This is a genomic window from Tenacibaculum sp. M1.3A (assembly GCF_057732375.1).
In genome coordinates, this window is the sequence record NZ_JBYJEF010000003.1 from 107,529 (window position 1) to 130,933 (window position 23,405).

25 protein-coding genes are annotated in these 23,405 nt (G+C 35.1%); 16 read left to right on the forward strand and 9 right to left on the reverse strand.

Going from position 1 to position 23,405, the window contains the following annotated elements; translation table 11 throughout:
- Window positions 1-106: 106 nt before the first annotated feature.
- From AC28QF_RS05825 to AC28QF_RS05865, 9 genes are all read right to left on the reverse strand, one after another.
- The gene (locus tag AC28QF_RS05825; protein WP_070237419.1) at window positions 107-385 is read right to left on the reverse strand and encodes a DUF5676 family membrane protein; all 279 of its coding nucleotides are present in this window, start codon (window positions 383-385) and stop codon (window positions 107-109) included.
- Between the two features lie 17 nt (window positions 386-402).
- Entirely contained in the window at window positions 403-621 is a 219-nt protein-coding gene (locus tag AC28QF_RS05830) for an SHOCT domain-containing protein (protein WP_145000736.1), read from the reverse strand.
- 19 nt (window positions 622-640) lie between these two features.
- Window positions 641-859: a heavy-metal-associated domain-containing protein gene (locus tag AC28QF_RS05835; RefSeq protein ID WP_034886844.1), complete on the reverse strand. Its 219-nt coding sequence runs from the start codon at window positions 857-859 to the stop codon at window positions 641-643.
- Window positions 860-1,154: 295 nt separating this feature from the next.
- Entirely contained in the window at window positions 1,155-1,424 is a 270-nt protein-coding gene (locus tag AC28QF_RS05840; RefSeq protein ID WP_488201153.1) for a hypothetical protein, read from the reverse strand.
- Between the two features lie 221 nt (window positions 1,425-1,645).
- Window positions 1,646-2,248, reverse strand: a complete 603-nt coding sequence (locus tag AC28QF_RS05845; RefSeq protein WP_488201152.1) for a WG repeat-containing protein — start codon at window positions 2,246-2,248, stop codon at window positions 1,646-1,648.
- Between the two features lie 72 nt (window positions 2,249-2,320).
- On the reverse strand, window positions 2,321-2,902 hold the full coding sequence (locus AC28QF_RS05850; protein WP_488201151.1) for a helix-turn-helix domain-containing protein: 582 nt from the start codon (window positions 2,900-2,902) through the stop codon (window positions 2,321-2,323).
- Between the two features lie 171 nt (window positions 2,903-3,073).
- Entirely contained in the window at window positions 3,074-3,496 is a 423-nt protein-coding gene (locus AC28QF_RS05855) for an HYC_CC_PP family protein (RefSeq protein WP_449274495.1), read from the reverse strand.
- A gap of 307 nt (window positions 3,497-3,803) precedes the next feature.
- Complete coding sequence (gene rpiA, locus AC28QF_RS05860) at window positions 3,804-4,502, reverse strand: ribose 5-phosphate isomerase A (RefSeq protein WP_267676232.1); 699 nt, start codon at window positions 4,500-4,502, stop codon at window positions 3,804-3,806.
- 93 nt (window positions 4,503-4,595) lie between these two features.
- Window positions 4,596-6,794, reverse strand: a complete 2,199-nt coding sequence (locus AC28QF_RS05865; RefSeq protein ID WP_488201150.1) for a TonB-dependent receptor family protein — start codon at window positions 6,792-6,794, stop codon at window positions 4,596-4,598.
- Between the two features lie 258 nt (window positions 6,795-7,052).
- Here AC28QF_RS05865 and AC28QF_RS05870 point away from each other — a divergent pair, with 258 nt between their 5' ends.
- From AC28QF_RS05870 to AC28QF_RS05945, 16 genes are all read left to right on the forward strand, one after another.
- Window positions 7,053-7,469, forward strand: a complete 417-nt coding sequence (locus tag AC28QF_RS05870) for an HYC_CC_PP family protein (protein ID WP_488201149.1) — start codon at window positions 7,053-7,055, stop codon at window positions 7,467-7,469.
- A 107-nt stretch (window positions 7,470-7,576) separates the two neighbouring features.
- Window positions 7,577-11,329, forward strand: a complete 3,753-nt coding sequence (locus tag AC28QF_RS05875; RefSeq protein WP_488201148.1) for an efflux RND transporter permease subunit — start codon at window positions 7,577-7,579, stop codon at window positions 11,327-11,329.
- Window positions 11,326-12,546: a TolC family protein gene (locus tag AC28QF_RS05880; RefSeq protein ID WP_488201147.1), complete on the forward strand. Its 1,221-nt coding sequence runs from the start codon at window positions 11,326-11,328 to the stop codon at window positions 12,544-12,546. Before AC28QF_RS05875 ends, AC28QF_RS05880 begins: the two co-directional genes overlap by 4 nt.
- A 2-nt stretch (window positions 12,547-12,548) precedes the next feature.
- Window positions 12,549-12,983: a hypothetical protein gene (locus AC28QF_RS05885; RefSeq protein WP_145000714.1), complete on the forward strand. Its 435-nt coding sequence runs from the start codon at window positions 12,549-12,551 to the stop codon at window positions 12,981-12,983.
- Between the two features lie 59 nt (window positions 12,984-13,042).
- The gene (locus tag AC28QF_RS05890) at window positions 13,043-15,583 is read left to right on the forward strand and encodes a multicopper oxidase domain-containing protein (protein ID WP_488201146.1); all 2,541 of its coding nucleotides are present in this window, start codon (window positions 13,043-13,045) and stop codon (window positions 15,581-15,583) included.
- A gap of 28 nt (window positions 15,584-15,611) precedes the next feature.
- A complete protein-coding gene (locus AC28QF_RS05895; RefSeq protein WP_488201145.1) occupies window positions 15,612-16,214 on the forward strand; it encodes a DUF3347 domain-containing protein in 603 nt (200 codons plus the stop codon).
- On the forward strand, window positions 16,215-16,670 hold the full coding sequence (locus AC28QF_RS05900) for a heme-binding domain-containing protein (protein ID WP_488201144.1): 456 nt from the start codon (window positions 16,215-16,217) through the stop codon (window positions 16,668-16,670). It begins immediately after the preceding gene.
- Window positions 16,671-16,690: 20 nt separating this feature from the next.
- Complete coding sequence (locus AC28QF_RS05905) at window positions 16,691-17,251, forward strand: DUF3347 domain-containing protein (RefSeq protein WP_488201143.1); 561 nt, start codon at window positions 16,691-16,693, stop codon at window positions 17,249-17,251.
- Window positions 17,252-17,812: 561 nt separating this feature from the next.
- Window positions 17,813-18,370 (forward strand): potassium channel family protein, encoded by a 558-nt coding sequence (locus AC28QF_RS05910; protein ID WP_488201142.1) that lies wholly within the window; start codon window positions 17,813-17,815, stop codon window positions 18,368-18,370.
- 19 nt (window positions 18,371-18,389) lie between these two features.
- Complete coding sequence (locus AC28QF_RS05915) at window positions 18,390-18,872, forward strand: YybH family protein (RefSeq protein WP_488201242.1); 483 nt, start codon at window positions 18,390-18,392, stop codon at window positions 18,870-18,872.
- A 6-nt stretch (window positions 18,873-18,878) separates the two neighbouring features.
- Window positions 18,879-19,463, forward strand: a complete 585-nt coding sequence (locus AC28QF_RS05920; RefSeq protein ID WP_488202412.1) for a DUF2911 domain-containing protein — start codon at window positions 18,879-18,881, stop codon at window positions 19,461-19,463.
- Between the two features lies 1 nt (window position 19,464).
- Window positions 19,465-20,169: a PepSY domain-containing protein gene (locus AC28QF_RS05925; RefSeq protein ID WP_145000705.1), complete on the forward strand. Its 705-nt coding sequence runs from the start codon at window positions 19,465-19,467 to the stop codon at window positions 20,167-20,169.
- Between the two features lie 76 nt (window positions 20,170-20,245).
- Window positions 20,246-20,674 carry a DUF305 domain-containing protein gene (locus tag AC28QF_RS05930; RefSeq protein WP_488201140.1) on the forward strand — a complete coding sequence of 143 codons (429 nt, stop codon included), beginning with the start codon at window positions 20,246-20,248 and terminating at the stop codon, window positions 20,672-20,674.
- Between the two features lie 11 nt (window positions 20,675-20,685).
- Entirely contained in the window at window positions 20,686-22,488 is a 1,803-nt protein-coding gene (locus AC28QF_RS05935) for an efflux RND transporter periplasmic adaptor subunit (protein WP_145000701.1), read from the forward strand.
- A 71-nt stretch (window positions 22,489-22,559) separates the two neighbouring features.
- Window positions 22,560-22,736, forward strand: coding sequence for a hypothetical protein (locus AC28QF_RS05940; RefSeq protein ID WP_186439168.1), 177 nt, complete (start codon window positions 22,560-22,562; stop codon window positions 22,734-22,736).
- Between the two features lie 12 nt (window positions 22,737-22,748).
- Window positions 22,749-23,315, forward strand: a complete 567-nt coding sequence (locus AC28QF_RS05945; RefSeq protein ID WP_145000699.1) for a helix-turn-helix domain-containing protein — start codon at window positions 22,749-22,751, stop codon at window positions 23,313-23,315.
- Window positions 23,316-23,405 lie beyond the last annotated feature (90 nt).

The following is a 23,405-nucleotide window of genomic DNA, read 5'->3' on the forward strand; positions in this document are numbered from 1 at the left end:
TTTCTTTCCTAACTCCTTTTTTGGATATATATATAACTACCCAAAGAGCAAGAATGATAAGCGACCATATGAACCAGACATACTGCATAAATCCTAAAAGGTTTTTTTACTTTTTTATTTTTATTTGCGCATTATAAAAAGCGCCAATAGAAGCGCCTATAAGCCACCAAAGGATAAAAGTTTGTACGATACCCATTAACACTTCTAATAGGGGAACATCCATTCTAATGACATTGGTGGTATCCAAGCCGTGCAATAAGCTATTGAAAAAGATGATTGAACCTTCCCGCCCTGCTGTAGCCATTACTATCATACAGCCCAAATAAATTATGGTTCCTGTAAGACCGAAGGCAAATCCGAGTTTTTTTACGTTTAAGCGATGCATAATTTTATAGTTTAAGATTAGTTGTCCGAGTTTAAAATTCTTTTAGATTCTTCATAGTCTTCCTTGGATATTTCGCCTTTTGCATAGCGTTTTTTAAGAATATCCAGTGGGCTGTCCTTCATTGTTTTTTGATAGGGTATATCTGCTGGGATAAAGAATATCCAAGCAAGTAAGATGACCCATATAATCCACCATATTAGGTGCATTCCTCCAAAGTGTCCGTCGTATAAATGCATAGTTTTTAGATTTTAATTGTTATTGATTAAGTTCTGTGATTGTATATCCATTGAGCTCATCGAGTTGCTTTTGCAAGTCGGCAACCGAAAGTGCTTCATTCATCGTGATACGTGTAGCTCCTTTTGGTGCCAGAAAAATTTCTGCCTTTTCGATATTGGGATGTTCTTCCAAAGTCTTCTTGACCCTTGCTACACATCCACCACAACTAATTCCGTTTATTTGAAATTTTTGTTTCATTGTATATAGTTTTTAGTGATGTTGATGTCCTTTGTGTTCTTCTTTTGTTTCTTGTTCAGAATGATTGTGGTCGCTATCCTGATGCTTATGATTATTGTGCTTTCCGTGTCCGTGTGAACCGTGGGGCATAAACAGATGGATGCCGAACATAAAAAGGATGAAAATAAATAGTGATGAACCACCTCCTATACCAAATGAGGGCGCTAAAAAGATGAACAATAGTGGTAGCCCACAACCTATGACCATCCAAATCCAGTGATTGTTTTTCATTGTTTTTGTATTTAGAAGTTAAAAATTAATGATGCTCGGTATGATCCTGTTTGTTTGGACTATTCATATTCTGCATATCCATTCCTTTTTCGCCCATCATCTTTGAGCAAGATTCCATACAGTCCTCGCTCATCATTCCTTTTTCGTGCATCATTTTCATCATTGTTCCCATCATTTTTCCGTCATTCATCATTTGGTTCATCATCGAATGCATCATTGTACTGTCCTTCATCATCATTTGCATTCCTTCTCCTTGCATCATAGAGCCCATCATTTTTTTGTTGCCCTGTATCATTGCCATTGTGTGTTGACTGCCGTGCATACTTTCCATAAACTCGGTCATATAATCGTGGTTCTCGGTAACGGCATTAAACACCTCCGTACGAGTTTCAGGATTTTCCAATAGTGCTTGAGGATCTGCTCCTTGGTTGCAACTGCTTAAGCTTAAAAGCCCAATTACTGATAAAATAATTACTACTGTTTTCATTTTGATTTCTTTTAAGTTATTAATATGGTTTATTCTATTTTCTTTAGTGACCATTTCTTGTTTTCGCCACTAACCAGAACTAAACTTCCAGAGATTAGCTTGGATGTAATTACAGGTGGATTTTTATTGTTCTTATCTTTAGGCGATATGTGAATGGCCAATTGAGTAAGATGGTCACTGGTTTTTCCTTGTTTATCTATAACTACTTCAAAATAATGGTAGCTAACCACGTCTTTGTTGAAAATGTCATTGTAACCAATGGTTTCTTTATGAACTGTTAGTGCTAATGCCTTCTCATTTTTGAAATTAGTAGCGTTGAGGAATTGAGGTATGATGGTGGTTTCCCCTTTTTTATTTATATAACCGTAATACAGCACCCCTTCCTTATGATGTGCAATCAAACATCTATCGTTATAGAATAACGGATAGTTTTCTCCATCTATATTTGATGATACGAGGTCACTTCTAAAATCGATAACTATGTCGCCATTCTTATTTATAAAGGCCCATTCATTTCCTTTCTTAATTGCTGCTACATCATCGACAAAAGGCGAGATATACTCTAAATCTTCTAAAGTTTGTGCAATTCCAATAAAGGGAATTAATAATAATATGATAAGTAGTTTTTTCATTTTAAATTGATTTTGGTTTTGTTAAATTTAGTGACGATTCTCGTTTTGCATCTGCATAACTTTCGTTGTTATCTACATAATTTCATCGTAAAAATTTCTTTTCCAGTTTTCAGTATTTTTATAATCGGTCATACTCACTCCAATTACTTCTTTGAACTGTCTAGACAGATGGTTGACGCTGCTGTAGCCCAATAAGTACCCTATATCTGAAAAGGAATGTTGTTTGAGTTGAATGAGCTCTTTAACTTTCTCTATTTTTAATTTGATAAAGTACTTTTCAATGGTTGTCTGTTGATTTGCTGAAAATAATTTACTCAATGTCTTGTATTCCCTATGAAGGCTTGATGCCAATAGTTCAGATGTTTTTACTTTGATATGTAATGGTAGCTCTTGCAATTGTTCAATTAGAATAATCTTGATTCTTTCTACGAGCATTTCTTCTTCGTTCTGCACTATTTCAAAATCATTGGCGTGAAGTACGGTTGTTACTGCATTGATAATTTCATTGTCTGTTTTATTTGGTGCTTCTACCAACAGCCTTCCCAATTCCAATGAAATTACGGTTACTTCAAGTTCCTGTAACTCCTGCATAATTACTTTTAAGCAGCGATTACAGACCATATTCTTAATCCAAAATTCTTTTGGTTTGCTCATAGTATATAATGTATTGTCATTGAGTTTTAACTCAATGGTTTGAAAGGTTAAGACCTAACAGGGTTAATGGTGTATGGTATTGTTGGGAATAGAGTACAACAAATGTTAGCCAGAAGTGAAACTTTGGCTATAGAGGTAATGCAGATTAAAGTCAATCTGCGATGTGCAAATTCAAATCAAAAATGTCTCGTTGAGAATTATAATATCTGTAGATAATAAAGGCGGCCTATAGGTTTTAAAAGAAATGACGTTTTCTTCTAGCCCCTCGAACAGATTAATATAAGTATTAAAAAAAGTATTTAAGAAAACTAAAGTCTCAATCTCTAAAATTGTATTGGACTTCTTAAAGGTGTCATCTCCTTCTTTTACAATGGTCTGATTATCGCAACAATCCTTTTCTTGTATGGAAGTACATTGCTTGGAATTATTATCTTTTTTTTGTGCATTCTCCATACAAGATTCTGCCTTACTAAAAAAAGCCATATCCACCAATTTATTACAGCAAAAGTGCATATCCACCGTGAAGGAAGAAGTAGAAAACAGTATAAAAACTGCTAAAAAAAAGGACAGTATTTTAGTAAAAAAAGACTTCACGCTATGAATTTACGGAATTTTTGTTTAGCATTAACGATTTCTTGTAGGTTAAACACTATTGATTAATAATATCATTTTCAGATAATTATGAATTGATTCCAAATTAATTAATGCGAAGATAATTTTAAAGGTTCAACAGGAATATGATATTTGTCATCTTTTATAGATTACTTGATTGCTACAGAAAATTTTATTTTTACTGAACTCATTCCAAACCTTGTTGTCTCTAAAATAAATTTAGGATTGGTGTAATATGATAATAAAATGTTTTCGATTTTAAAGTATTTTTAATAGGACTAAAATTTGATTAAGGTGTAATAATTGAGATGTCATAATTTTGAAATAATCCAGACGCAATAACTCCAACGATATTCTTTATATCTTTTTCAAATGTCCTTTCTATTTTTTTAAATTTTACGTCAAGAATAAAATTTCCATTTTCTGTTATTACAGGACCATCTTTTTTTGTGGCCATTCTTAAATCCATTGTTACTATATCCATTTTAACTAGTGAATGGCGTACATAGTTTATAGCCTCAGGGATTACTTCTATTGGTACTTTAAACTTTTCTCCTAAATGAGTGACCATCTTTGATTTGTCTACAATAATATAATTTTTATTGCTCGACATTAATAACAATTTTTCCCTAAACATAGCACCACCACGTCCCTTTATTAAATTGTTGTCTACATCCACTTCATCAGCACCATCAAAGTACCAATCTGGTCTCTCTTGCTGAAGTGTTGTTAGTGTGAGACCCAAATATGTGCACGCTAATTCTATCTCATAAGAAGTGGGAATAACTTTTATTGTCAATTGCTCTTCTTTTACTTTTTGAGCAATATGCTTCAAGGCTAAAAATGCTGTAGAGCCCGAGCCTATACCTATGGTTTGACTGTCTTGAACCAATTTTGAGATTTTCTTTGCAACTATCTCTTTTTGGTCTATATTTGATATTTCTTGCCCCCAGTTAAAATTTTCACTTATGTTATTCTTCCAGATCATTTTAATAAAACTTTGATTATTATTAATTTAACAATCCCAAAGGTAAGGTCTATTCAATAAAATTGTGTCTTTTGTCATCTTTAGTATATTTTCCTAAAACCCATACGCAACAGAAAAATTTATCCCAAAAGGATGGCCAGGACGTAAACCTGCTGGCACACGAGATACAGCATATTTTGTATTAAATAGGTTTATGATGTTTGTTGATAGCGTAAAATTTTCATTAAGAAAATAACGAGCAGATAAGTCAACTATGAAGTTAGAATCCACTTTAAAATTTTCAGGAATAGATCCTGAACCGGCTTTAGTTCTAATTGCTCCAGTATATCGTGAATTTAGGTTTACTTCAAATTTCTTATGCTCTAGCCCAAAAGTTGCATTTAATTGATTTTTTGCGATGTATGGTATTTCGTCCCCTTTGGTCACCACTCCATAAATATCCTCGTTGCTATCGAAACTGGTCAGAAATTCGGTATCCGTGAGGGTATAGGAAACCGACACAGGAAGTTTAAATTTTCCTGACTTATTATATAATAGGTCGTAATTCAGTAAAAATTCAATACCGCTTACGCGCACTTCACCTGCATTAAACTGGTCAAGACTTCCCGTACCACCTGTAGCAGCCAAATCACTTCCCAGTAGGTTTTGATAGTCATTGTAGAACCCAACAAGTTCCCCTTGTAGCCCTTTAACGCTAAATCGGGTTCCTACTTCGTAATTAATACTTTCTTCAGCATTTTGCCCTGGTGTATTGCTTGGTGGGGAAAACCCTTTGTGTACACCACCAAAAACTGAAAAATCGTTACTAAATCTGTAGTTTGCGCCTAAACCAGGAATCCATACGTTTACCTTGTTTTCGCGAATGGATAAATCTTGACCAGTCCTCGAAGGGTCATTGGTACCATAGTCCCTTCGGGTTAGAGTTATATTCTCATAGCGTAAGCCAGGTGTTAGGGTCAAGTTCTCAACTTTTATGGTGTATAAGAGGTGTGCAGCGAGAGCTTTTGCACCACTTATGCGGTTAGCGTCAGACCCTTTTTCGCCTACTTCGGTACGTATTAATTCATTGTTCAAGAATTCATACCTGTCCACCCATTGAAATCTGTCCTCATCATCCTCGTGGTAGCGTATTCCGGCTTCTAAAGTTTGTAACCAATCAGAACCCCATCGTAATTTGGCAATGGATTGAACACCATTTGAAGTGTATGCTCTGTTATTTGCCTTTACGCCCATAGCATCTTCTTCGGTGTTTTCGTTTCCTAAAATGGTTTGGTATTCTAATGGGAAATTCTGTGGCGATGAAAGGATATTACTAATGCTCACTCTTTCGCCTAAATTTACATCATCCAATTTGTACCAATTACGTTTGAATTTATTCAAGTAACCGGTAGTGCTTATGTCTAATGATGATGATAATCGGATAAAGTGGGTAAGTTGGTATTGTTGATGCTCGGCATTCATTACATCCTCTGAAGAAGCTCTGTACCTTCTAAAGGTATTTTCTTGAAAATCTTCATCTGTCAAACCTAAGTAAGTTTCGTTTGCCTCTTCTTCGGAATACTGAATTTTAAACGTTAATGACTGATACGTTTTTGCGTCTAAATTTGAGTTAACCCTAAACTTGGCCAAATAATCAGATTTGTCAAATCCTGTATTGCCACCACCGTCAAGATTTTTAAAACCATCAGAATTATAATTAAAATAATCCGTTACAAATCCAAAATTTTTATAGCTATCACCAATTGTTAATTGAGTACTTCTTGAATCGTAATTTCCTGCAGCAATGGAAGCCCTTCCAGAGAATTTGTTTGGAATTCGGGAAGATATCATATTAATGGCGCCACCAGTGGTATTGGGACCGTATTGAATTTGACTACTTCCTTTTAAAACTTCTACGGCCTGCATACGACCAATGGTAGGAAAATAATAGGCGGCAGGTGCGCTATAAGGTGCAGGGGCAATGAGCACACCATCTTCCATTAAATTGATTTTTGCACTACGCTCAGGCGATGTGCCTCGCAAACTTATATTTGGGCGTAATCCGAAACCATCTTCTTCATAAATGTTAATTCCTGGAACTGTTTGTAATACCCTGTTGATGTTAGTATAAGAGAATTTTTTTAAGTCTTCTTCGGAAATATAGCTTGCAGAACCCGTTTTGTTTTTAACCTCAAACCTACTACCTAGTATAGTATTTCCTGAGACTACAACCTCTTTTAACTGTTCCGTTTTTTGTTGGATAGTATCTTTTTTTTGGGGATTAGTTTGTGCCCATATATTTGGGAATTGCAAGATAAGTATTAGAATAAAGAGAATTCGCATTTGCTTTAAATTATTTAGGATGAATATAAATAAAGAACAAATTTAGTGGTCTTTTTCAATTAAACAAATATTATTTAAAATAATTCTTAATAATAAGATTTAAGCAATTTAGACTCAATAATTTATAATTTGTAATGGATTAAATGCAGTACAAATCCTCAAGTGCAATTTTAATTTTTTGTTAAATAAAGAAATTCTGCTAAAAATTTAATACCTTTGCAAATATTAATGAAAGAGATTTTCTTTAAAATATCATCATTTTTTATGGCACTTTTAGTGCTGTTATCAACAGTATCTTTTACTGTTGATAGTCATTACTGTGGCGATACTTTAGTGGATACTTCTTTATTCGGTCACGTCAAAACTTGTGGTATGGAAGTTCAACAGCAATCGAATTCATCAGAGTGTGATATCTCCAAAAAAGATTGTTGTAGTGATGAACAAGTGATTGTTGAAGGTCAAGATACTTTAAAAACGTCGTTCGAAAAATTGGATAAAGACCAACAACTATTTGTTGCTGCTTTTATCCACACCTATATAAATTTGATTTTCGAATCTCAAGAAGATTTAAATTCATTTAGAGATTATACACCTCCTCCCTTGGTCAGGGATATTCAAGTTTTAGACCAAACCTTCCTTATTTGATTTTTAAGTAATTAGAACTGTAGTCCTGCATTAATTTGTTTAGGACATTTCTGCTTGTTTTTCATTTCTTAAACAAGATTTATAATAATTACTTAATAATCATTTCTATGCTAAATAAAAGCATCAAATTTCTAATTGAGAACAAACTCGTTGCAGTTTTAATGCTCACCCTATTTATAGGTTGGGGCGTTGTAAACGCGCCTTTTGGTTGGGACACTGGTTTTTTACCATCTAATCCTGTCGCAGTAGATGCTATTCCAGATATTGGGGAAAATCAACAAATTGTTTTTACCCAGTGGCAAGGTCGCTCACCGCAAGATATTGAAGACCAGATTACCTACCCTTTAACTACGTCATTACTGGGCATACCTGGTGTAAAGACCATTCGTAGTTCCTCTATGTTTGGGTTTTCTAGTATCTATATCATCTTTGAAGAAGATATTGAATTCTATTGGTCACGTAGTCGGATTTTAGAGAAACTAAATTCACTGCCAGCCAACCTATTACCAGGTGGCGTAAATCCATCTTTAGGACCCGATGCCACAGGTTTAGGTCAAATATATTGGTACACATTAGAAGGGCGTGATGAAAAAGGAAATGTAACTGGCGGCTGGGATTTACAGGAGCTGCGTAGTATTCAAGATTACTATGTAAAATACGGATTGTCCTCGGCAAGTGGTGTTTCAGAAGTTGCCTCTATTGGCGGTTATGTGCAGGAATACCAAGTTGATGTTGACCCTGAAAAAATGCGCCAATACAGTATTGGTTTAAGCGATGTTGTAAAAGCAGTAAAGGAAAGCAACCAAGATATTGGGGCGCAGACCTTAGAAATAAATCAAGCAGAATATTTAGTTCGTGGTTTGGGTTATGTAAAATCTGTAGCTGATATTGAAAATGCAGTAGTTACTTCAGAAAATTTTACTTCTATACGAATCAAGGATATCGCAAAAGTAAATTTAGGACCACAAACCAGACGTGGTATATTAGACAAAGAAGGAGCTGAAGTTGTGGGTGGTGTCGTTGTGGCTCGTTACGGTGCAAACCCAATGGAAGTAATTAATAATGTGAAAGACCAAATAGCGGAACTCTCATCCGGATTACCAAGCAAAGTCTTAGCAGACGGTCGCACATCACAAGTAACCATTGTTCCATTTTATGACCGTACAGAACTTATTCAAGAAACACTTCATACCCTAAATGAAGCTCTTACGCTTGAAATCTTAATTACCATTCTGGTCATTATAGTAATGGTGTTCAACCTGCGTGCATCCATCTTAATCTCAGGATTATTGCCTGTTGCCGTGTTAATGGTGTTCATTGCGATGAAGCTATTCAATGTAGATGCAAACATTGTTGCACTTTCTGGTATTGCTATTGCCATTGGTACGATGGTAGATGTAGGTGTCATACTTGCCGAAAATATGATTCGGCATTTGGAAGATGAAAAATTACGCTTTCGCGAAAGCGGAATCGAATACACTAATGATGAAATTGTCTATAATGCTACTGCCGAGGTTTCAGGAGCTATTTTAACAGCGGTTCTCACAACTATTATAAGCTTCATACCAGTATTTACATTAATAGGTGCTGAAGGAAAACTATTCAGACCGCTAGCATTCACTAAAACAATGGCGCTTTCTGCGGCCTTAGTTATTGCACTTTTCTTGATACCACCTTTTGCCGCTTTCCTATTCAGAAAAACAAATATTAGGGAACGTTCTAAATACATTCTTAATGGTTTGCTTATTATTCTTGGCATCACTGCCATTGTTTACGGCTATTGGTTAGGGCTTATCTTAATAGGGTATGGAGTTGTTGCGCTACTGAGTGTAAGAGATATTATTACAACAAAAAGAGCTAATTTATTTCACATCATCATTTCCTGTATTGCAATTGTATTCTTACTGGCTGAATACTGGCGACCGCTTGGTTTTGACCGTAGTATTTTAATGAACTTGATTTTTGTAGCGATTATCTGCTTTGGATTACTCGGTGTGTTTTCAATTTTCCAACGATATTATGACAATATATTGCGCTGGGCACTTCAAAACCGACTGCTGTTTTTAATCATTCCAACAACGGTGTTTATTTTAGGAGTGCTTATAATGCGTAACACAGGGAAAGAATTTATGCCATCGCTCAACGAAGGTTCATTTCTTTTAATGCCTACTTCTTTACCGCACTCAGGTGTAGAAGAAAACAAGCGCGTACTGCAACAACTCGATATGGCGGTTGCTACGATTCCAGAAATAGAAACGGTAGTAGGAAAATCTGGTAGAACAGAATCTGCGCTCGACCCAGCACCGTTATCAATGTATGAAAATATGATTCAGTATAAATCTGAATATATGCGGAATGAATCTGGAGAGCGCCAACGTTATAAAATGAATGATGATGGATTGTTTGTATTGAAAAATGAAAAATTCATCATCAACCCAAATAACGAAATCAGTGACGATGCAAACTACGAAGCATCTCAACTTAAAACAAACGCAACTAATGAAGATTTAATTCCAGATGATGATGGGGAATACTACCGTAACTGGAGACCAGAAATAGTCAGTCCTGATGATATATGGAATGAAATAGTTAAGGTCACTAAATTTCCTGGAGTTACCTCTGCACCGAAACTACAACCTATCGAGACAAGATTGGTAATGCTTCAGACTGGAATGCGAGCACCTATGGGCATCAAAGTGAAAGGGCCTGATTTAAAAACTATTGAAGCCTTTGGCCTGCAATTGGAAGGTCTTTTGAAACAAGCCGAAGGTGTAAAAGAACAAGCTGTTTTTGCAGACCGTATTGTAGGTAAACCTTATTTGTTAATTGATATAAAAAGAGAGCAATTGGCGCGATACGGAATTTCAATTATGGATGTTCAAGAAGTACTTCAAGTAGCCGTAGGCGGTATGCCACTTACCCAAACCGTAGAAGGTCGTGAGCGTTATGGTGTTCGTGTTCGCTACCCAAGAGAGTTGCGTGGTAACCCAGAAGACCTTAAAAATATTTATGTACCTGTGGAAAAAGGAAGTCCGGTTCCATTAGGCGAGTTGGTGGATATTCGTTATGAACAAGGTCCGCAAGTAATTAAAAGTGAAGACACATTCTTAATCGGTTATGTACTTTTTGACAAGCTCGATGGTTTTGCCGAGGTAGATGTAGTTGAAAATGCGCAGGCCTTGTTTAAAAAGAAAATTGAGGCTGGCGAGTTAATCGTTCCTAAAGGAATCAGTTATAAATTTACAGGTACCTACGAAAATCAATTACGAGCGGAGAAAACACTTTCTGTTGTAGTGCCACTCGCACTTCTTATTATTTTCTTGATTCTATATTTCCAGTTCAAATCAGTCAGCACATCGCTTATGGTATTTTCAGGAATTACTATAGCCTTTGCTGGTGGTTTCATTATGATTTGGTTATACGGCCAAGATTGGTTCTTCAATTTTAATCTTTTCGGGGAAAATATGCGAGACCTGTTCAATATGAAAACTATCAATTTAAGTGTGGCGGTTTGGGTAGGTTTTATTGCTCTTTTCGGTATTGCTACAGATGATGGGGTGGTAATGGCAACCTATCTCACACAGTCTTTTGACAGGGAAAATCCAGAGGATAAAAAAGGAATTCGACTGGTAACCCTTGAAGCTGCTGGCAAGAGAATACGCCCTTGTTTAATGACAACCGTAACTACCATTCTGGCACTATTACCCATACTCACTTCTACAGGAAAAGGAAGTGATATAATGATACCTATGGCCATCCCAATTTTTGGTGGGATGATTATCGATATTACCTCTTATTTCTTGTTACCAGTGCTATTTAGCTGGAAGAAAGAATTTCAATTAAAACGAGCTAAAAAATGAGATATATAATTTTAATAGTACTTGTTTTTTTCGCTTTCGCGGAAGTAAATGCACAAGATTTAGCATCCTATATTCAGGAAGCTGAAAAGAATAATCCAGAAATTCAAGCTTTTGAATTGCGCTACAACATAGCGGAAGAAAAGGTAAATGAAGCTGATTGGTTACCAAACACAGAGATTGGCGTAGGCTACTTTGTGAGCGAACCAGAAACCCGTACAGGGGCGCAACGTGCACGTTTTTCAGTAAAACAAATGTTGCCTTGGTTTGGAACCATATCAGCAAGGGAAAACTATGCTTCATCAATGGCCGAAGCCCAATTTGTTGATATAGCGATTGCAAAAAGAAAACTTTCGTTATCAGTATCCCAATCCTATTATAAACTCTATGCCATAAGTGCAAAACAGGGTATTCTGGATGAGAATATAGAACTTTTGGAAACCTATGAACGCCTTGCATTAACCTCTGTAGAAGTGGGAAAGGCATCAGCGGTTGATGTACTTCGCCTTCAGATAAGACAGAACGAGTTGATTCAGCAGAAAGAAGTGCTGGAACAAGATTATTTGGCGGAGCAAGCGCTCTTTAATAATCTTTTGAATCGTGATGAAAATATTGCCGTAGAGGTCGTAAAGCAGATGATAATTCCCGAAGAAGATGTGTTTATTTTGACTGACAATCTACAGCTTAACCCAGAACTTATTAAATACGATAAATTATATGAATCTATCGAAGAAGCCGAATTATTAAACCAAAAAGAGAGTGCGCCCAATATCGGTTTTGGTTTGGACTATGTGCCTGTATCAGAACGTCCAGATATGAATTTTTCCGATAATGGTAAAGACATTGTGATGCCTATGGTTTCTATTTCAATTCCCATTTTCAATAATAAATATAAGTCAGTGACAAAGCAAAATGAATTGAAACAATTGGAAATAAAATCACAGAAAGAAGAGAGGCTCAATAACCTTGAAACACGTCTTGCACAAGCTATTTATAACAGAAATACAATGAGAATTAAGTTTAATGTACAAACAGACAATTTAAAGCAGGCGAATGACGCCGAAGAAATTCTCATTAAGAATTACGAAACCGGAACTATAGATTTTAACGATGTGCTCGATGTACAAGAATTGCAATTAAGGTTTCAAATCAATTTAATCGAATCTACAAAAGGCTATTATTTAAAGTCTGCCTTGATAAACTATTTAATAAATAAATAAAAATGAAAAAATTAGCAAAACCATTCGTATTACTATTATTAGTAACCTTTAGCTTAACAGCTTGTAATTCAAAAACGAAACAGAATAAAGAAAAAGAAACAGCTGTAGTGACACTACAAAAGGAGACAATTCAAGAAACACAACAAGAGTACGAAGTAGGTGCCAAAGTACCAAACGATTTAGTTTGTATGGTAAACAATGCCTATATGGGAAAACCTCAAATACCAGTACCTGTTAATGGTAAGACCTACTACGGTTGCTGCCAAATGTGTGTAGGTAAATTAAATAACGAGGAAACTGCTAGAACAGGTACAGATCCTTATAGTAATAAAAAAGTTGATAAAACAGAAGCTTATATTGTTTTAATGAAAAAAGAAGGTGAAGTAGCTTATTTTGAGTCAGAAGAAAATTACAGCAAGTATAAAGAATCTCATTAAAGATAAAAAAACAAAAAATACTATCTTAAAAAGGTTGATTTAAAAAAATGAAAACAAAAATGAAAACAAAACTAATAGTATTATTCTTACTTACATTAACTACGGGCATTTTTGCACAAGAAGTGCAAGTAGCGGAAGGAAATATAAACAACCTTCCAGTAAGAGAACATACCATAACCTTACGTGAAGCTATAGTAAACAAAGCAGGGAAAGACGTTATGGGAATGACCGTTAACGGAACAATTCCAGGTCCTACTTTAGAGTTTACCGAAGGAGAATACGCGGTTATTTATGTAAAAAATGAAATGAGTGTAGAAACCTCTGTGCATTGGCACGGACTTTTACTTCCTAATTTTTACGATGGTGTACCGTACTTAAACACACCACCTATAGAGCCAGGACATACACAGAAATACGAATTTCCTATCAAACAATCAGGAACGTACTGGTACCATTCCCATACAATGTTACAAGAACAAAGTGGTGTTTATGGGTCAATAGTAATTCAGCCTAAAGAAAAAGTGTTGGATTATGACAAAGAATTGGTGTTGGTATTATCTGATTGGACAAATGAAAAGCCAATGAATGTACTGCGTAATTTAAAACGTGGCAACGAATGGTATGGTATTAAAAAAGGAACAGCTACACCACTTAACCAAGTAATTGCACGTGGCGCTTTTGGTGCACAATTAGATTTTTGGAGACAGCGTATGGAAGGTGCAGATATAGCAGATGTATACTATCCTGCATTTTTAATTAATGGAGAAGAAAGTATTGAGTACCCAGAATTTAAACCTGGTGAAAAAATTCGATTGAGAATGATTAATGGAGGAGCTTCTACCTCTTTTTGGATGACTTTTGGTGGGAAAACGCCTGTACTGGTTTCTTCAGATGGATTAGATGTGGTTCCTGTTGAAAGAAATAAAACATTTATAGGAGTAGCAGAAACGTATGATTTTATTGTCACAGTTCCACAAGAGGGTAAGATGGAATTTAGAATTACTGCACAAGATGGTTCTGGTACAGCCTCTGCTTTTATAGGTAATGGTCCAATTTTACCTGCAATGGATGTTGCTCGACCAGATAAAATCGGGATGATGCAGAAAATGGCTAAAATGGATATGAAAATGGGTGCACACGCCTTAAAATTTCAGCCAGGTAAGGATGAGCGTTTTGAGATGAAAGAGGAATACGGGATGCAGATGGATAAAATGGAAGGAATGAAAATGGATGGAGAGATGAAAATGGACCATTCTAAAATGGCAGGAATGGATATGAAGAAAGACAAAACAATGTCTGGAATGAATATGGAGAAGCCTAAAGATTCTATGCCAATGGATAATTCTAAAATGGAAGGTATGAAGATGGATCATTCAAAAATGTCTGGAATGGATATGAAGAAAGACAAAACAATGTCTGGAATGAATATGGAGATGTCTAAAGACTCTATGTCAATGGACCATTCTAAAATGGAAGGTATGAAGATGGATCATTCAAAAATGTCAGGCATGGATATGAAGAAACCAAAAGATACTACAGCAATGGGCAAGATGGACCATTCTAATATGGCAGGAATGGATATGTTTTCCGAGTATAATTATGATTATTTGAAGTCGCCTGAAAAAACAAACTATGATAAAAATATTCCTGTAAAAGAAATATTATTAAATCTTACAGGAAATATGAATCGTTATATCTGGAGTATGAATGGTGTACCATTGTCAGAGGCGGATAATATCAAAATAAATAATAAGGAAGTAACGCGCATTACATTCAATAACCTGACGATGATGCACCACCCAATGCACTTGCACGGTCACTTCTTTAGGGTACTTAATGAAAATGGAGAATACTCACCATTAAAGCACACGGTAAATGTACCACCAATGCAAAAAATGACCATAGAATTTTATGGGAATAATGGTGATGAGGCTGGAGACTGGTTTTTCCATTGCCATATTTTATATCATATGATGGGTGGTATGGCAAGAGTAGTGTCCTATGATACACCAAGAGATCCAAGAATGGATGAATTTCCAGCTTCTAAAATTATTGAAGAAACTAACAAATGGTACTCTTGGGGATTGGTAGATGCGGCGTCGCACACTACTGGTTTTAATTTAATGACCTCTAATATTAGAAATCAATTTAACGCATCTTTTGAATATGGGTGGAACCAGAATATGGAAGGTGAAATAACTTATGAACGCTATTTACACGATTATCTAAGGGTTTTCGGTGGTATTAATATTGAGAATGAAACACGTGATAGCTTAGAGAAATTTAGTACAACAGCAGTTGTTGGTGTTCGTTATTTAACGCCTTACTTATTCAATTTAGATGTACGCGTTGATAATAAATTAAGACCAAGAATTGGTGTAGGACGAAGTATAATGATATTCCCTAAACTGTCTGTATTCGGTTATTATGAATATCAAATAGATTTAGGTTTTGTGGATAATATACCAATGAATAAAGACTTCACTTCAGAAACAGTTTGGAGTACAGGAGCTGAATATATGCTCTCAAGAAACTTTTCACTTATGGCGAGTTACGATAACCGTTTTGGTACTGGCGGAGGATTATCAGTAAGATTTTAAATAATTTAATAACCTAAAATAAATAAAAATGAAAAAACTAAAATCAACACTAGGTATAGTTGCGATAGCATTTATAACCTTAACAGCGGTGTCTTGCAAAGACGCAAAAAAGGAACAAAATAACTCAGATGGTAATCATTCAGAAATGAACCATAATAACAGCGATGGACATCACGATGAAGAAAGCAAGAAAATGGCAATGAATGGAAATGGTGCATCTCAAGTCATTTTAAATGACTATTTCAACCTCAAAGATGCTTTAGTATCTGATGATAATGCTAAGGCAAAAGAACTTGGTGCTACTCTTGCAAAAAGCTTCGGTAATCTTAATGTTTCAAATTATACAGACGCTCAAAAAGCTGATCTAAAAGACATTATTGAAGATGCGGTGGAGCACGCAGAGCATATTTCTGAAAGTGATATAGACCACCAGAGAGAGCATTTTAAAATCTTGAGTAAGGATGTAACCGATATGGTTGCAATCACAGGAACAGAAAACACGCTATATCAACAGTTTTGCCCAATGTATGACGGCGGTAGTGCTTGGTTAAGTATGAGTAAAGATGTTAAGAACCCTTATTACGGTAGCAAAATGCTAAAATGTGGAAAAGTACAAAGAGAGATTAACTAAATGAAAAAGGCTATAAATATCATAGCAATTATCGCATTGGTCGTTCTAGTGGGAATTCAATTTGTACCCACAGAACGCAACCAAAGCGATATTGTCCCGGTAACCGATTTTATGTTGGTTAATAATGTACCTAAAACAATTCAAAAAAAGTTACAAGTATCCTGCTATGATTGTCATAGTAATAATACCCAATACCCTTGGTACAATAGAGTCCAACCAATTACTTGGTTTTTAGAAGATCACATAAAAGAAGGCAAAGCTGAACTTAATTTTAATGAATGGGATTCTTTATCTAGTCGAAGAAAGAAAAGTAAGTTAAGGTCAATTATCAAACAGATAGAAAGTGGCGAAATGCCTTTGGACTCTTATACCTTGATTCATAAAGATGCAAAGTTTTCAGAAGCTGAAGCAGCGGAATTAATCAGTTTTATCACACAATTAAAAGACAGTTTATAATTAATTTAAAAAGAAAAAAGATGAAAAATTTAAAAATAAGTATAGCAGCAATGTTATTGTTAGCAGTTTCTTTTACCAATGCACAGGAAAAGGAAAAAATGAACCACGATCATGGAGAGATGAAAATGGATCATAGTAAAATGATGAATATGAATAGTGATGCAAAAGCCGAAGCTATTTTAAGTGATTACTTCATATTAAAAGATGCTTTGGTAGGAGATGATACTAAAAAAGCGGCACAATCAGGTACTAAATTGGTAGCCTCTCTAAAAGCATTTGATAGTAGTAGTTATACAAAAGAACAGCAAGAAGAGCTGGCCGATATCATAGAAGATGCTACCGAGCACGCAGAACATATTTCTGAAAGTGCGATAGACCACCAACGCGAGCACTTTAAAACGTTAAGTAAGGATATTACTGATATGGTAGCTATTACGGGTACAAAAAGCACGTTATACGAGCAATTTTGCCCAATGTATGATAAGGGTAGTGCGTGGTTGAGTACAAGTAAAGAAGTGAAAAATCCATATTACGGCAGTAGAATGCTTAAATGCGGAAAAGTTCAAAAGACTATTCAATAGATAATCCTTTGTTTAAAAAATATTTTCAATGTTCTGGTTTATTAGTTAACAGAAGGTTGTAAAATGATAAAGATATCTGAATAGTTTTTAAGTCCTGTCCTGGGAAGGAAAACAATGTTAATGGTTAGTGTTAGTTCCTTCCCTAGTCAGGCACAATTAATTTTGAAAAGAAAAGTTGATTTGGTTAATAGCAGCCTGCACAAGGGAGAGAGAGAGATTAAAAATCCCTAAAATATAACATCTCTCTTCCTAGGTCAGGCGATTAAAAATTTATGATGAAGAGAAGTTTAGTGAAGAGTACTTGATTGTGAGGGGTAAACATTTTGGTTGGTTTATTGGTTAATAAAGGTTGCCTCTCATTTTCAAGTATTATTTAAAGGATTTTTGCATATAAAAAAGGATGATATAACAATGAAAGAGTGTTGCAAAGACGGGTGTCAAAATACAACTGAAAAGTCTGTAGTTAGAAAATGGTTCAATTACATAATATATACCATACTAATCTTAATAGTTGGTGGTGCATTGGCGCTTCAATTATTTAGTTAAGAAAATAAATTGAAAATGACTAAAGTGAACACAATAGAAAAATCTGAAAGAACAGGCTTTTACAAGCAACTGTTTAAAAAGGTATTGCTTACTGCAAGTGTAGTGATTGCTCTATCGTTGAGTTATACTCTTTGGGCTGGTTTAGATTCAAGCAGTCTATTTCTACCTTTCTTAATTGTTGGTTTAGCATTGGTTAAAACAGTATTTATCGTTAGGCTCACTTTTATACAGTTAAGTAAAATAATAGGCGAAAGTCATCAGCTAACCCACGTTCTTACTTTATTTGGGGTATTGATTATTTTGATTGTCCTTTCGTTTTCAGCAGATTATCACGCTTTATATACTTTGAACCCTGAAAATTTTAAATCGAGTACAGCGCTCAATGGCTCATTTTTATTACAGTTTTTCGAGTTTTTATATTTCAGCTTAATCACTTTTTCCTCGGTTGGGTTTGGAGATATTGTACCATTGACTATTGAAGGTAAACTATTGGTAATGATGGAAGTTTTATTGAGCTTTTTGGTATTGGTATTTGGTATTGCAAACATTAATAGAATTCACGTTAACAAATAACCCATTTAAAACTATAATTATGAAAGTACTTAAAATTATTACACTCGTAACTGTTCTTATTGCAACAGTCAGCATTACCAATGCACAGAATGATAAAGATTCTACGGATAAAGAAGGCGTAATATCTGTAATGAAGTCATATAAGGATGCATTACAAAATTTAACGACCGAGGGGACATTTGAACTATTTACAGAAGATTCAAAAGTATTTGAATCTGGTGGTGTAGAAGGTTCTTATGCACACTATATAGAGCATCATTTAGGCCCAGAATTGGGACACTTTAAAAGCTTCACATTTTCAGATTATGACATCGATGTTCAGGTTGATGGCACTTATGCCTTTACAACAGAAACGTATATCTATACCATTGTATTAAAAACCAATGAGGAAGGCGAAAGTAGAACTATAGCTAAGAAAGGTGTTGCAACTTCCATTCTAAAGAAAATGGATGAAAAATGGAAAATTATTAAAACACATTCTTCTTCCAGAAATAAAAAATAAAATCATATGAAACTACGTATTCTTTTTACCCTATTGTTTTGTACTACTCTTTTTACGTCTTGTAAGCAAGATAAAAAAGAAGCCAAAATAATTCCAGAGCAATCACAAACTGAAACTACATCTAAGCCGTCAAAGAAAATATTAAGTCCACATACTTCAACTATGGCAATGATAGGTGATGCTCATATTCATATCGACTATTCATCACCTGGAGTTAGAGATAGAATAATATTTGGTGGATTGTTGGCTTACGATCAGGTGTGGCAAGCTGGCGCACATAACGCAACTTGGATAGAAACCAATAAGGATTTAACCATTGATGGGAAGGTTTTACCAGCAGGTAAATATGGGTTTTTTACTATTCCATCAAAAGAAAAATGGACCATAATGTTTAATTCAAATTGGGATCAACACGGTAAAGATGAATATGACGAGAAAGATGATGTATTACAATTTAAAGTAACCCCTAAAATTTCCGAAGAAGTTCAGGAGCATTTAGAATATAAGATAATAAAGACTTCCGATGTATCAGGTACAATGAGTTTGAGTTGGGAAAAGGTCGTTGTTGAATTTCCATTTGAAGTAAATTAAAATGGTAAAAAGAAAGACAGCAATAAAAATTAGAAAAGCGCATCGCTATTTGGGCCTCTTTTTAGGCGTCCAATTTTTGATGTGGACTATTAGCGGAATGTACTTTAGTTGGACGGATATTGATGAGATTCACGGTGACCATTTCAAAAAAGAAAATCCTGAACAAGCTGCATTTGCTGATTTATTGGGAAGTTCTCAATTAGGTTTAAAAGAGCCTATTAGATCACTAGAGCTTCTTGAAATAGCAGATACACCTTACTATTGGATTAATGAAACAACCCTTTATAATGCGCTTACAGGTGTAAAGAAAGACGAACTCACAGAACAGGAAGCCATAAAAGTAGCTGAGCGCTATATGTTGTCGGATTTAAAATTTGAACAAATACGAAGGATTGAAACTGTAGGTGATCATCATGAGTACCGAGGAAGACCTTTGCCGGCTTATGAAATTTCATATAAAACTGATGAAAATCTTAAGGCTTATGTGGCGATTAAAAACGGAGCTTTTCAAACAGTTCGTCATCGAGATTGGCGTTGGTTCGACTTCTTATGGATGACACATACCATGGATTATCAAGGACGCGATAATTTTAACACAATAGTTTTAAGGGCTTTTTCCCTTTTAGGATTAATAACAGTACTCAGTGGGTTTTTACTTTGGTTCACAAGTTCGCCTACTGTTAGAAAAATAAAAAAAAGAAAATAATTAAAACCATTAACAAATGAATACACAAAAACAAAACGAAGAAATGAAAAAAGGAAATTACACAAAATTTTTATTGATGCTCGCTGTATCATTTATAGCAATGTACATTACAATGTACTTGAACACTTATCAAATAGATCACGTCTATTTTAGCCTTACACGTTTTTATATGAGTTGCTTGGGTATTGCTGCCATGGCCATTATAATGTTTGTGGCGATGCGAAATATGTATCAAAGCAAAAAGAAGAATATAGCCATTGTTTTGGGTAGTATTGTGCTATTTGTTGGTGCATTAGGATTGGTACGTGATCAGAAGTCGACGGTAGGAGATGTATTGTGGATGAAAGCAATGATACCACACCACTCGATTGCTATTTTGACTAGTGAAAGAGCGGACATTCAAGACCCAGAGGTTAAAAAATTGGCAGAAGATATTATTGAGGCTCAAAAAAAGGAAATTGCTGAAATGAAAGCAATGATTAAAAGATTGGAAAATAACAAATAAATAAAATTAAAATGAATAAAAACATCATTTATATAAGTGTTGCCTTGATTGTTGGCCTGTTAGGCGGCTTTCTACTATTCGGTGGAGGTTCTGCGGACAAGGCAACAAATAATGCGAAAGACACCCACGACCATTCAGAAGAAATTGCTTCTAATCAAATGTGGACGTGTTCTATGCATCCACAGATTATGCAACCAGAACCTGGGGATTGTCCCATTTGTGGAATGGATTTAATTCCAGCCGAATCTGGTGCAGATGGCCTCAATGCCAATGAAATAAAAATGACCGATAACGCAATGGCTCTGGCCAATATCCAAACATCACTTGTAGGAAAAGGACAAATGGGAAATAATTCCCTTAAGTTATCTGGTAAGATTAAAGCCAACGAAGAGTCAAATGCCGTACAGGTCACATATTTTGGAGGAAGAATAGAAAAACTGTACGTTAATTCTACAGGAGAACGTGTTGGAGCAGGACAACGCTTGGCAACTATTTATTCGCCAGAATTGGTTGCGGCACAGCAAGAACTGCTTACTGCTTCATCATTAAAAGAATCGCAACCAGAATTGTATAAGGCTGTTAGGAACAAACTTAAACTTTGGAAACTTTCCGAAAAGCAAATCAACGCCATAGAAACTGCTGGGAAAGTGCAAGAAAACTTTCCGGTTTTTGCAACCGTTTCAGGAACGGTAACAATGAAAATGGTAGAAGAAGGAGATTATCTAAAGCAAGGACAACCCTTATACAAAATTGCAAATCTCAATACAGTATGGGCAGAATTTGATGCTTATGAAAATCAAATTGCATCCCTAAAAGAAGGGCAAACTATTAAAGTGACCACAAATGCTTATCGCAATGAGGTTTTTGATGCAAAAGTCTCATTCATCGACCCCTTATTAAATTCTGCAACTAGAACGGTGGTTGTAAGAGCGGTCTTGCAAAATAAGAAAGACCTCTTTAAACCGGGAATGTTTGTGGAAGGTATAATTGAGGGTACGCAAACAAGCACCGAGAATACCGTTTCCGTACCGTCAACCGCTGTTATGTGGACGGGAGAACGCTCTGTAGTCTATGTCAAAACAAACCCTAATGAAGCTATTTTCGAAATGAGGGAAGTTTTATTGGGCAATGCCAATGGCGATAGTTATACCATTCTTGAAGGTTTAAAGAATGGAGATGAAGTCGTAACTAACGGAACGTTTACCGTAGATGCCGCTGCACAATTACAGGGAAAAAAAAGTATGATGAATGCATCTGGTGGTAAAACAATGACAGGCCACGAAGGGCATTTGGGAATGCAAGAAGATAATTCTGGAGAAAATACAAATGAAGCCAACCATTCTCAAATGAAAGAAAGGATTGAAGTTTCAAACAAATTTCAGAATCAGTTAAAACAGGTTTTTAATGATTATATCCTTCTAAAAGATGCTTTGATAAATGATAACAGTAATGATGCACAAACAGCTGCAAAAAGCATAGGAAAGAATTTAGCAAAAGTAGATATGAAGCTGCTTAAGGACGAGAAAGCGCATAACCATTGGATGACTATTCAAAAGGAATTAAAAACGTCTGCTAATGGAATTGAAAACAATTCAGATATAGCAGAGCAAAGAGGACATTTTAAGCATCTTTCTTCACATATGACAAGTGGTGTCAAGCTTTTTGGAATTAATCAAAAAGTATACAGTGAGTTTTGCCCAATGGCAGACAATAACAAAGGTGCATATTGGTTGAGTTTAGAAGAAGAAATTCGCAACCCATATTATGGTGAAGCAATGTTAAAATGTGGTGAAGTAAAAGCCACAATAGAATAAATGCAATTTAGAATTTGAAAGTAGTTTGATTGTTTTTTAAAGCATTATAGCTTTAAAAGAGAAAAAAGATAATGAGTGAAAGCAGAAGAAATAGAAGGAAAATTCAAAAAGAGAAATATAAACCCAAAAGTGATATTTCAAATAAAGATAAAGTTATAGCATTAATTGCAATGATATTAATTTTTGCAGTTGCTGCTATAGCGGCGGTTTATTATTCTCTAAGTAAAGCAGGGTGGACACTTTTTTAAAGTAGATAAGATATGAATAAGACTATTTACATAAAAAATATGGTATGCCCAAGATGTATATCTGCGGTATCACATATTTTAGACCAACAGAAAATACGCTACACTTCTATCAAATTGGGAGAGGTCAAATTACTTTCTACATTAGATTCTAAAACAAAATCAGGTCTGTCCCAATCACTTCTAAACTCAGGGTTTAGTTTAATAGACAATCGTAAAAGTCAGCTTATTGAACAAATGAAGACTTTGGTCGTAGATAAAATTCATCATTCTTCAGGGGAATTACATATAAAATGGGGAGAATATATAAGTCAAAACCTACATCTCGATTATAAATATCTTGGTTCACTGTTCTCATCTGTTGAAAGTATTACGCTTGAACAATATATCATCAATCAGAAGATTGAGCGTGTAAAAGAATTAATAATCTATGATGAATTAACATTGAGTCAGATAGCTTTTAAACTTGACTATAGTAGTGTCGCCTATCTAAGTAATCAATTTAAAAAAGTTACGGGAATGACGCCTACAAAATTCAAAAAAAGCACCAATAAGAACCGAAAATCTTTGGATGAAATTTAACTACTAAAATCATAATACACAAGCAAATTCTACAAATCATTCAGCCTAAAACGTAACATACTAAAGTCCTTTAATTCTGAAATTTGTAGT

Bases quoted from the DNA above. Each gene is read 5' to 3' on its own strand.
- AC28QF_RS05825 (WP_070237419.1), bottom strand. From the start codon at position 385: ATGCATCGCTTAAACGTAAAAAAACTCGGATTTGCCTTCGGTCTTACA.
- AC28QF_RS05830 (WP_145000736.1), bottom strand. From the start codon at position 621: ATGCATTTATACGACGGACACTTTGGAGGAATGCACCTAATATGGTGG.
- AC28QF_RS05835 (WP_034886844.1), bottom strand. From the start codon at position 859: ATGAAACAAAAATTTCAAATAAACGGAATTAGTTGTGGTGGATGTGTA.
- AC28QF_RS05840 (WP_488201153.1), bottom strand. From the start codon at position 1,424: ATGATACAGGGCAACAAAAAAATGATGGGCTCTATGATGCAAGGAGAA.
- AC28QF_RS05845 (WP_488201152.1), bottom strand. From the start codon at position 2,248: ATGAAAAAACTACTTATCATATTATTATTAATTCCCTTTATTGGAATT.
- AC28QF_RS05850 (WP_488201151.1), bottom strand. From the start codon at position 2,902: ATGAGCAAACCAAAAGAATTTTGGATTAAGAATATGGTCTGTAATCGC.
- rpiA (WP_267676232.1), bottom strand. From the start codon at position 4,502: ATGATCTGGAAGAATAACATAAGTGAAAATTTTAACTGGGGGCAAGAA.
- AC28QF_RS05870 (WP_488201149.1), top strand. From the start codon at position 7,053: ATGAAAGAGATTTTCTTTAAAATATCATCATTTTTTATGGCACTTTTA.
- AC28QF_RS05875 (WP_488201148.1), top strand. From the start codon at position 7,577: ATGCTAAATAAAAGCATCAAATTTCTAATTGAGAACAAACTCGTTGCA.
- AC28QF_RS05880 (WP_488201147.1), top strand. From the start codon at position 11,326: ATGAGATATATAATTTTAATAGTACTTGTTTTTTTCGCTTTCGCGGAA.
- AC28QF_RS05885 (WP_145000714.1), top strand. From the start codon at position 12,549: ATGAAAAAATTAGCAAAACCATTCGTATTACTATTATTAGTAACCTTT.
- AC28QF_RS05890 (WP_488201146.1), top strand. From the start codon at position 13,043: ATGAAAACAAAACTAATAGTATTATTCTTACTTACATTAACTACGGGC.
- AC28QF_RS05895 (WP_488201145.1), top strand. From the start codon at position 15,612: ATGAAAAAACTAAAATCAACACTAGGTATAGTTGCGATAGCATTTATA.
- AC28QF_RS05900 (WP_488201144.1), top strand. From the start codon at position 16,215: ATGAAAAAGGCTATAAATATCATAGCAATTATCGCATTGGTCGTTCTA.
- AC28QF_RS05905 (WP_488201143.1), top strand. From the start codon at position 16,691: ATGAAAAATTTAAAAATAAGTATAGCAGCAATGTTATTGTTAGCAGTT.
- AC28QF_RS05910 (WP_488201142.1), top strand. From the start codon at position 17,813: ATGACTAAAGTGAACACAATAGAAAAATCTGAAAGAACAGGCTTTTAC.
- AC28QF_RS05915 (WP_488201242.1), top strand. From the start codon at position 18,390: ATGAAAGTACTTAAAATTATTACACTCGTAACTGTTCTTATTGCAACA.
- AC28QF_RS05920 (WP_488202412.1), top strand. From the start codon at position 18,879: ATGAAACTACGTATTCTTTTTACCCTATTGTTTTGTACTACTCTTTTT.
- AC28QF_RS05925 (WP_145000705.1), top strand. From the start codon at position 19,465: ATGGTAAAAAGAAAGACAGCAATAAAAATTAGAAAAGCGCATCGCTAT.
- AC28QF_RS05930 (WP_488201140.1), top strand. From the start codon at position 20,246: ATGCTCGCTGTATCATTTATAGCAATGTACATTACAATGTACTTGAAC.
- AC28QF_RS05935 (WP_145000701.1), top strand. From the start codon at position 20,686: ATGAATAAAAACATCATTTATATAAGTGTTGCCTTGATTGTTGGCCTG.
- AC28QF_RS05940 (WP_186439168.1), top strand. From the start codon at position 22,560: ATGAGTGAAAGCAGAAGAAATAGAAGGAAAATTCAAAAAGAGAAATAT.
- AC28QF_RS05945 (WP_145000699.1), top strand. From the start codon at position 22,749: ATGAATAAGACTATTTACATAAAAAATATGGTATGCCCAAGATGTATA.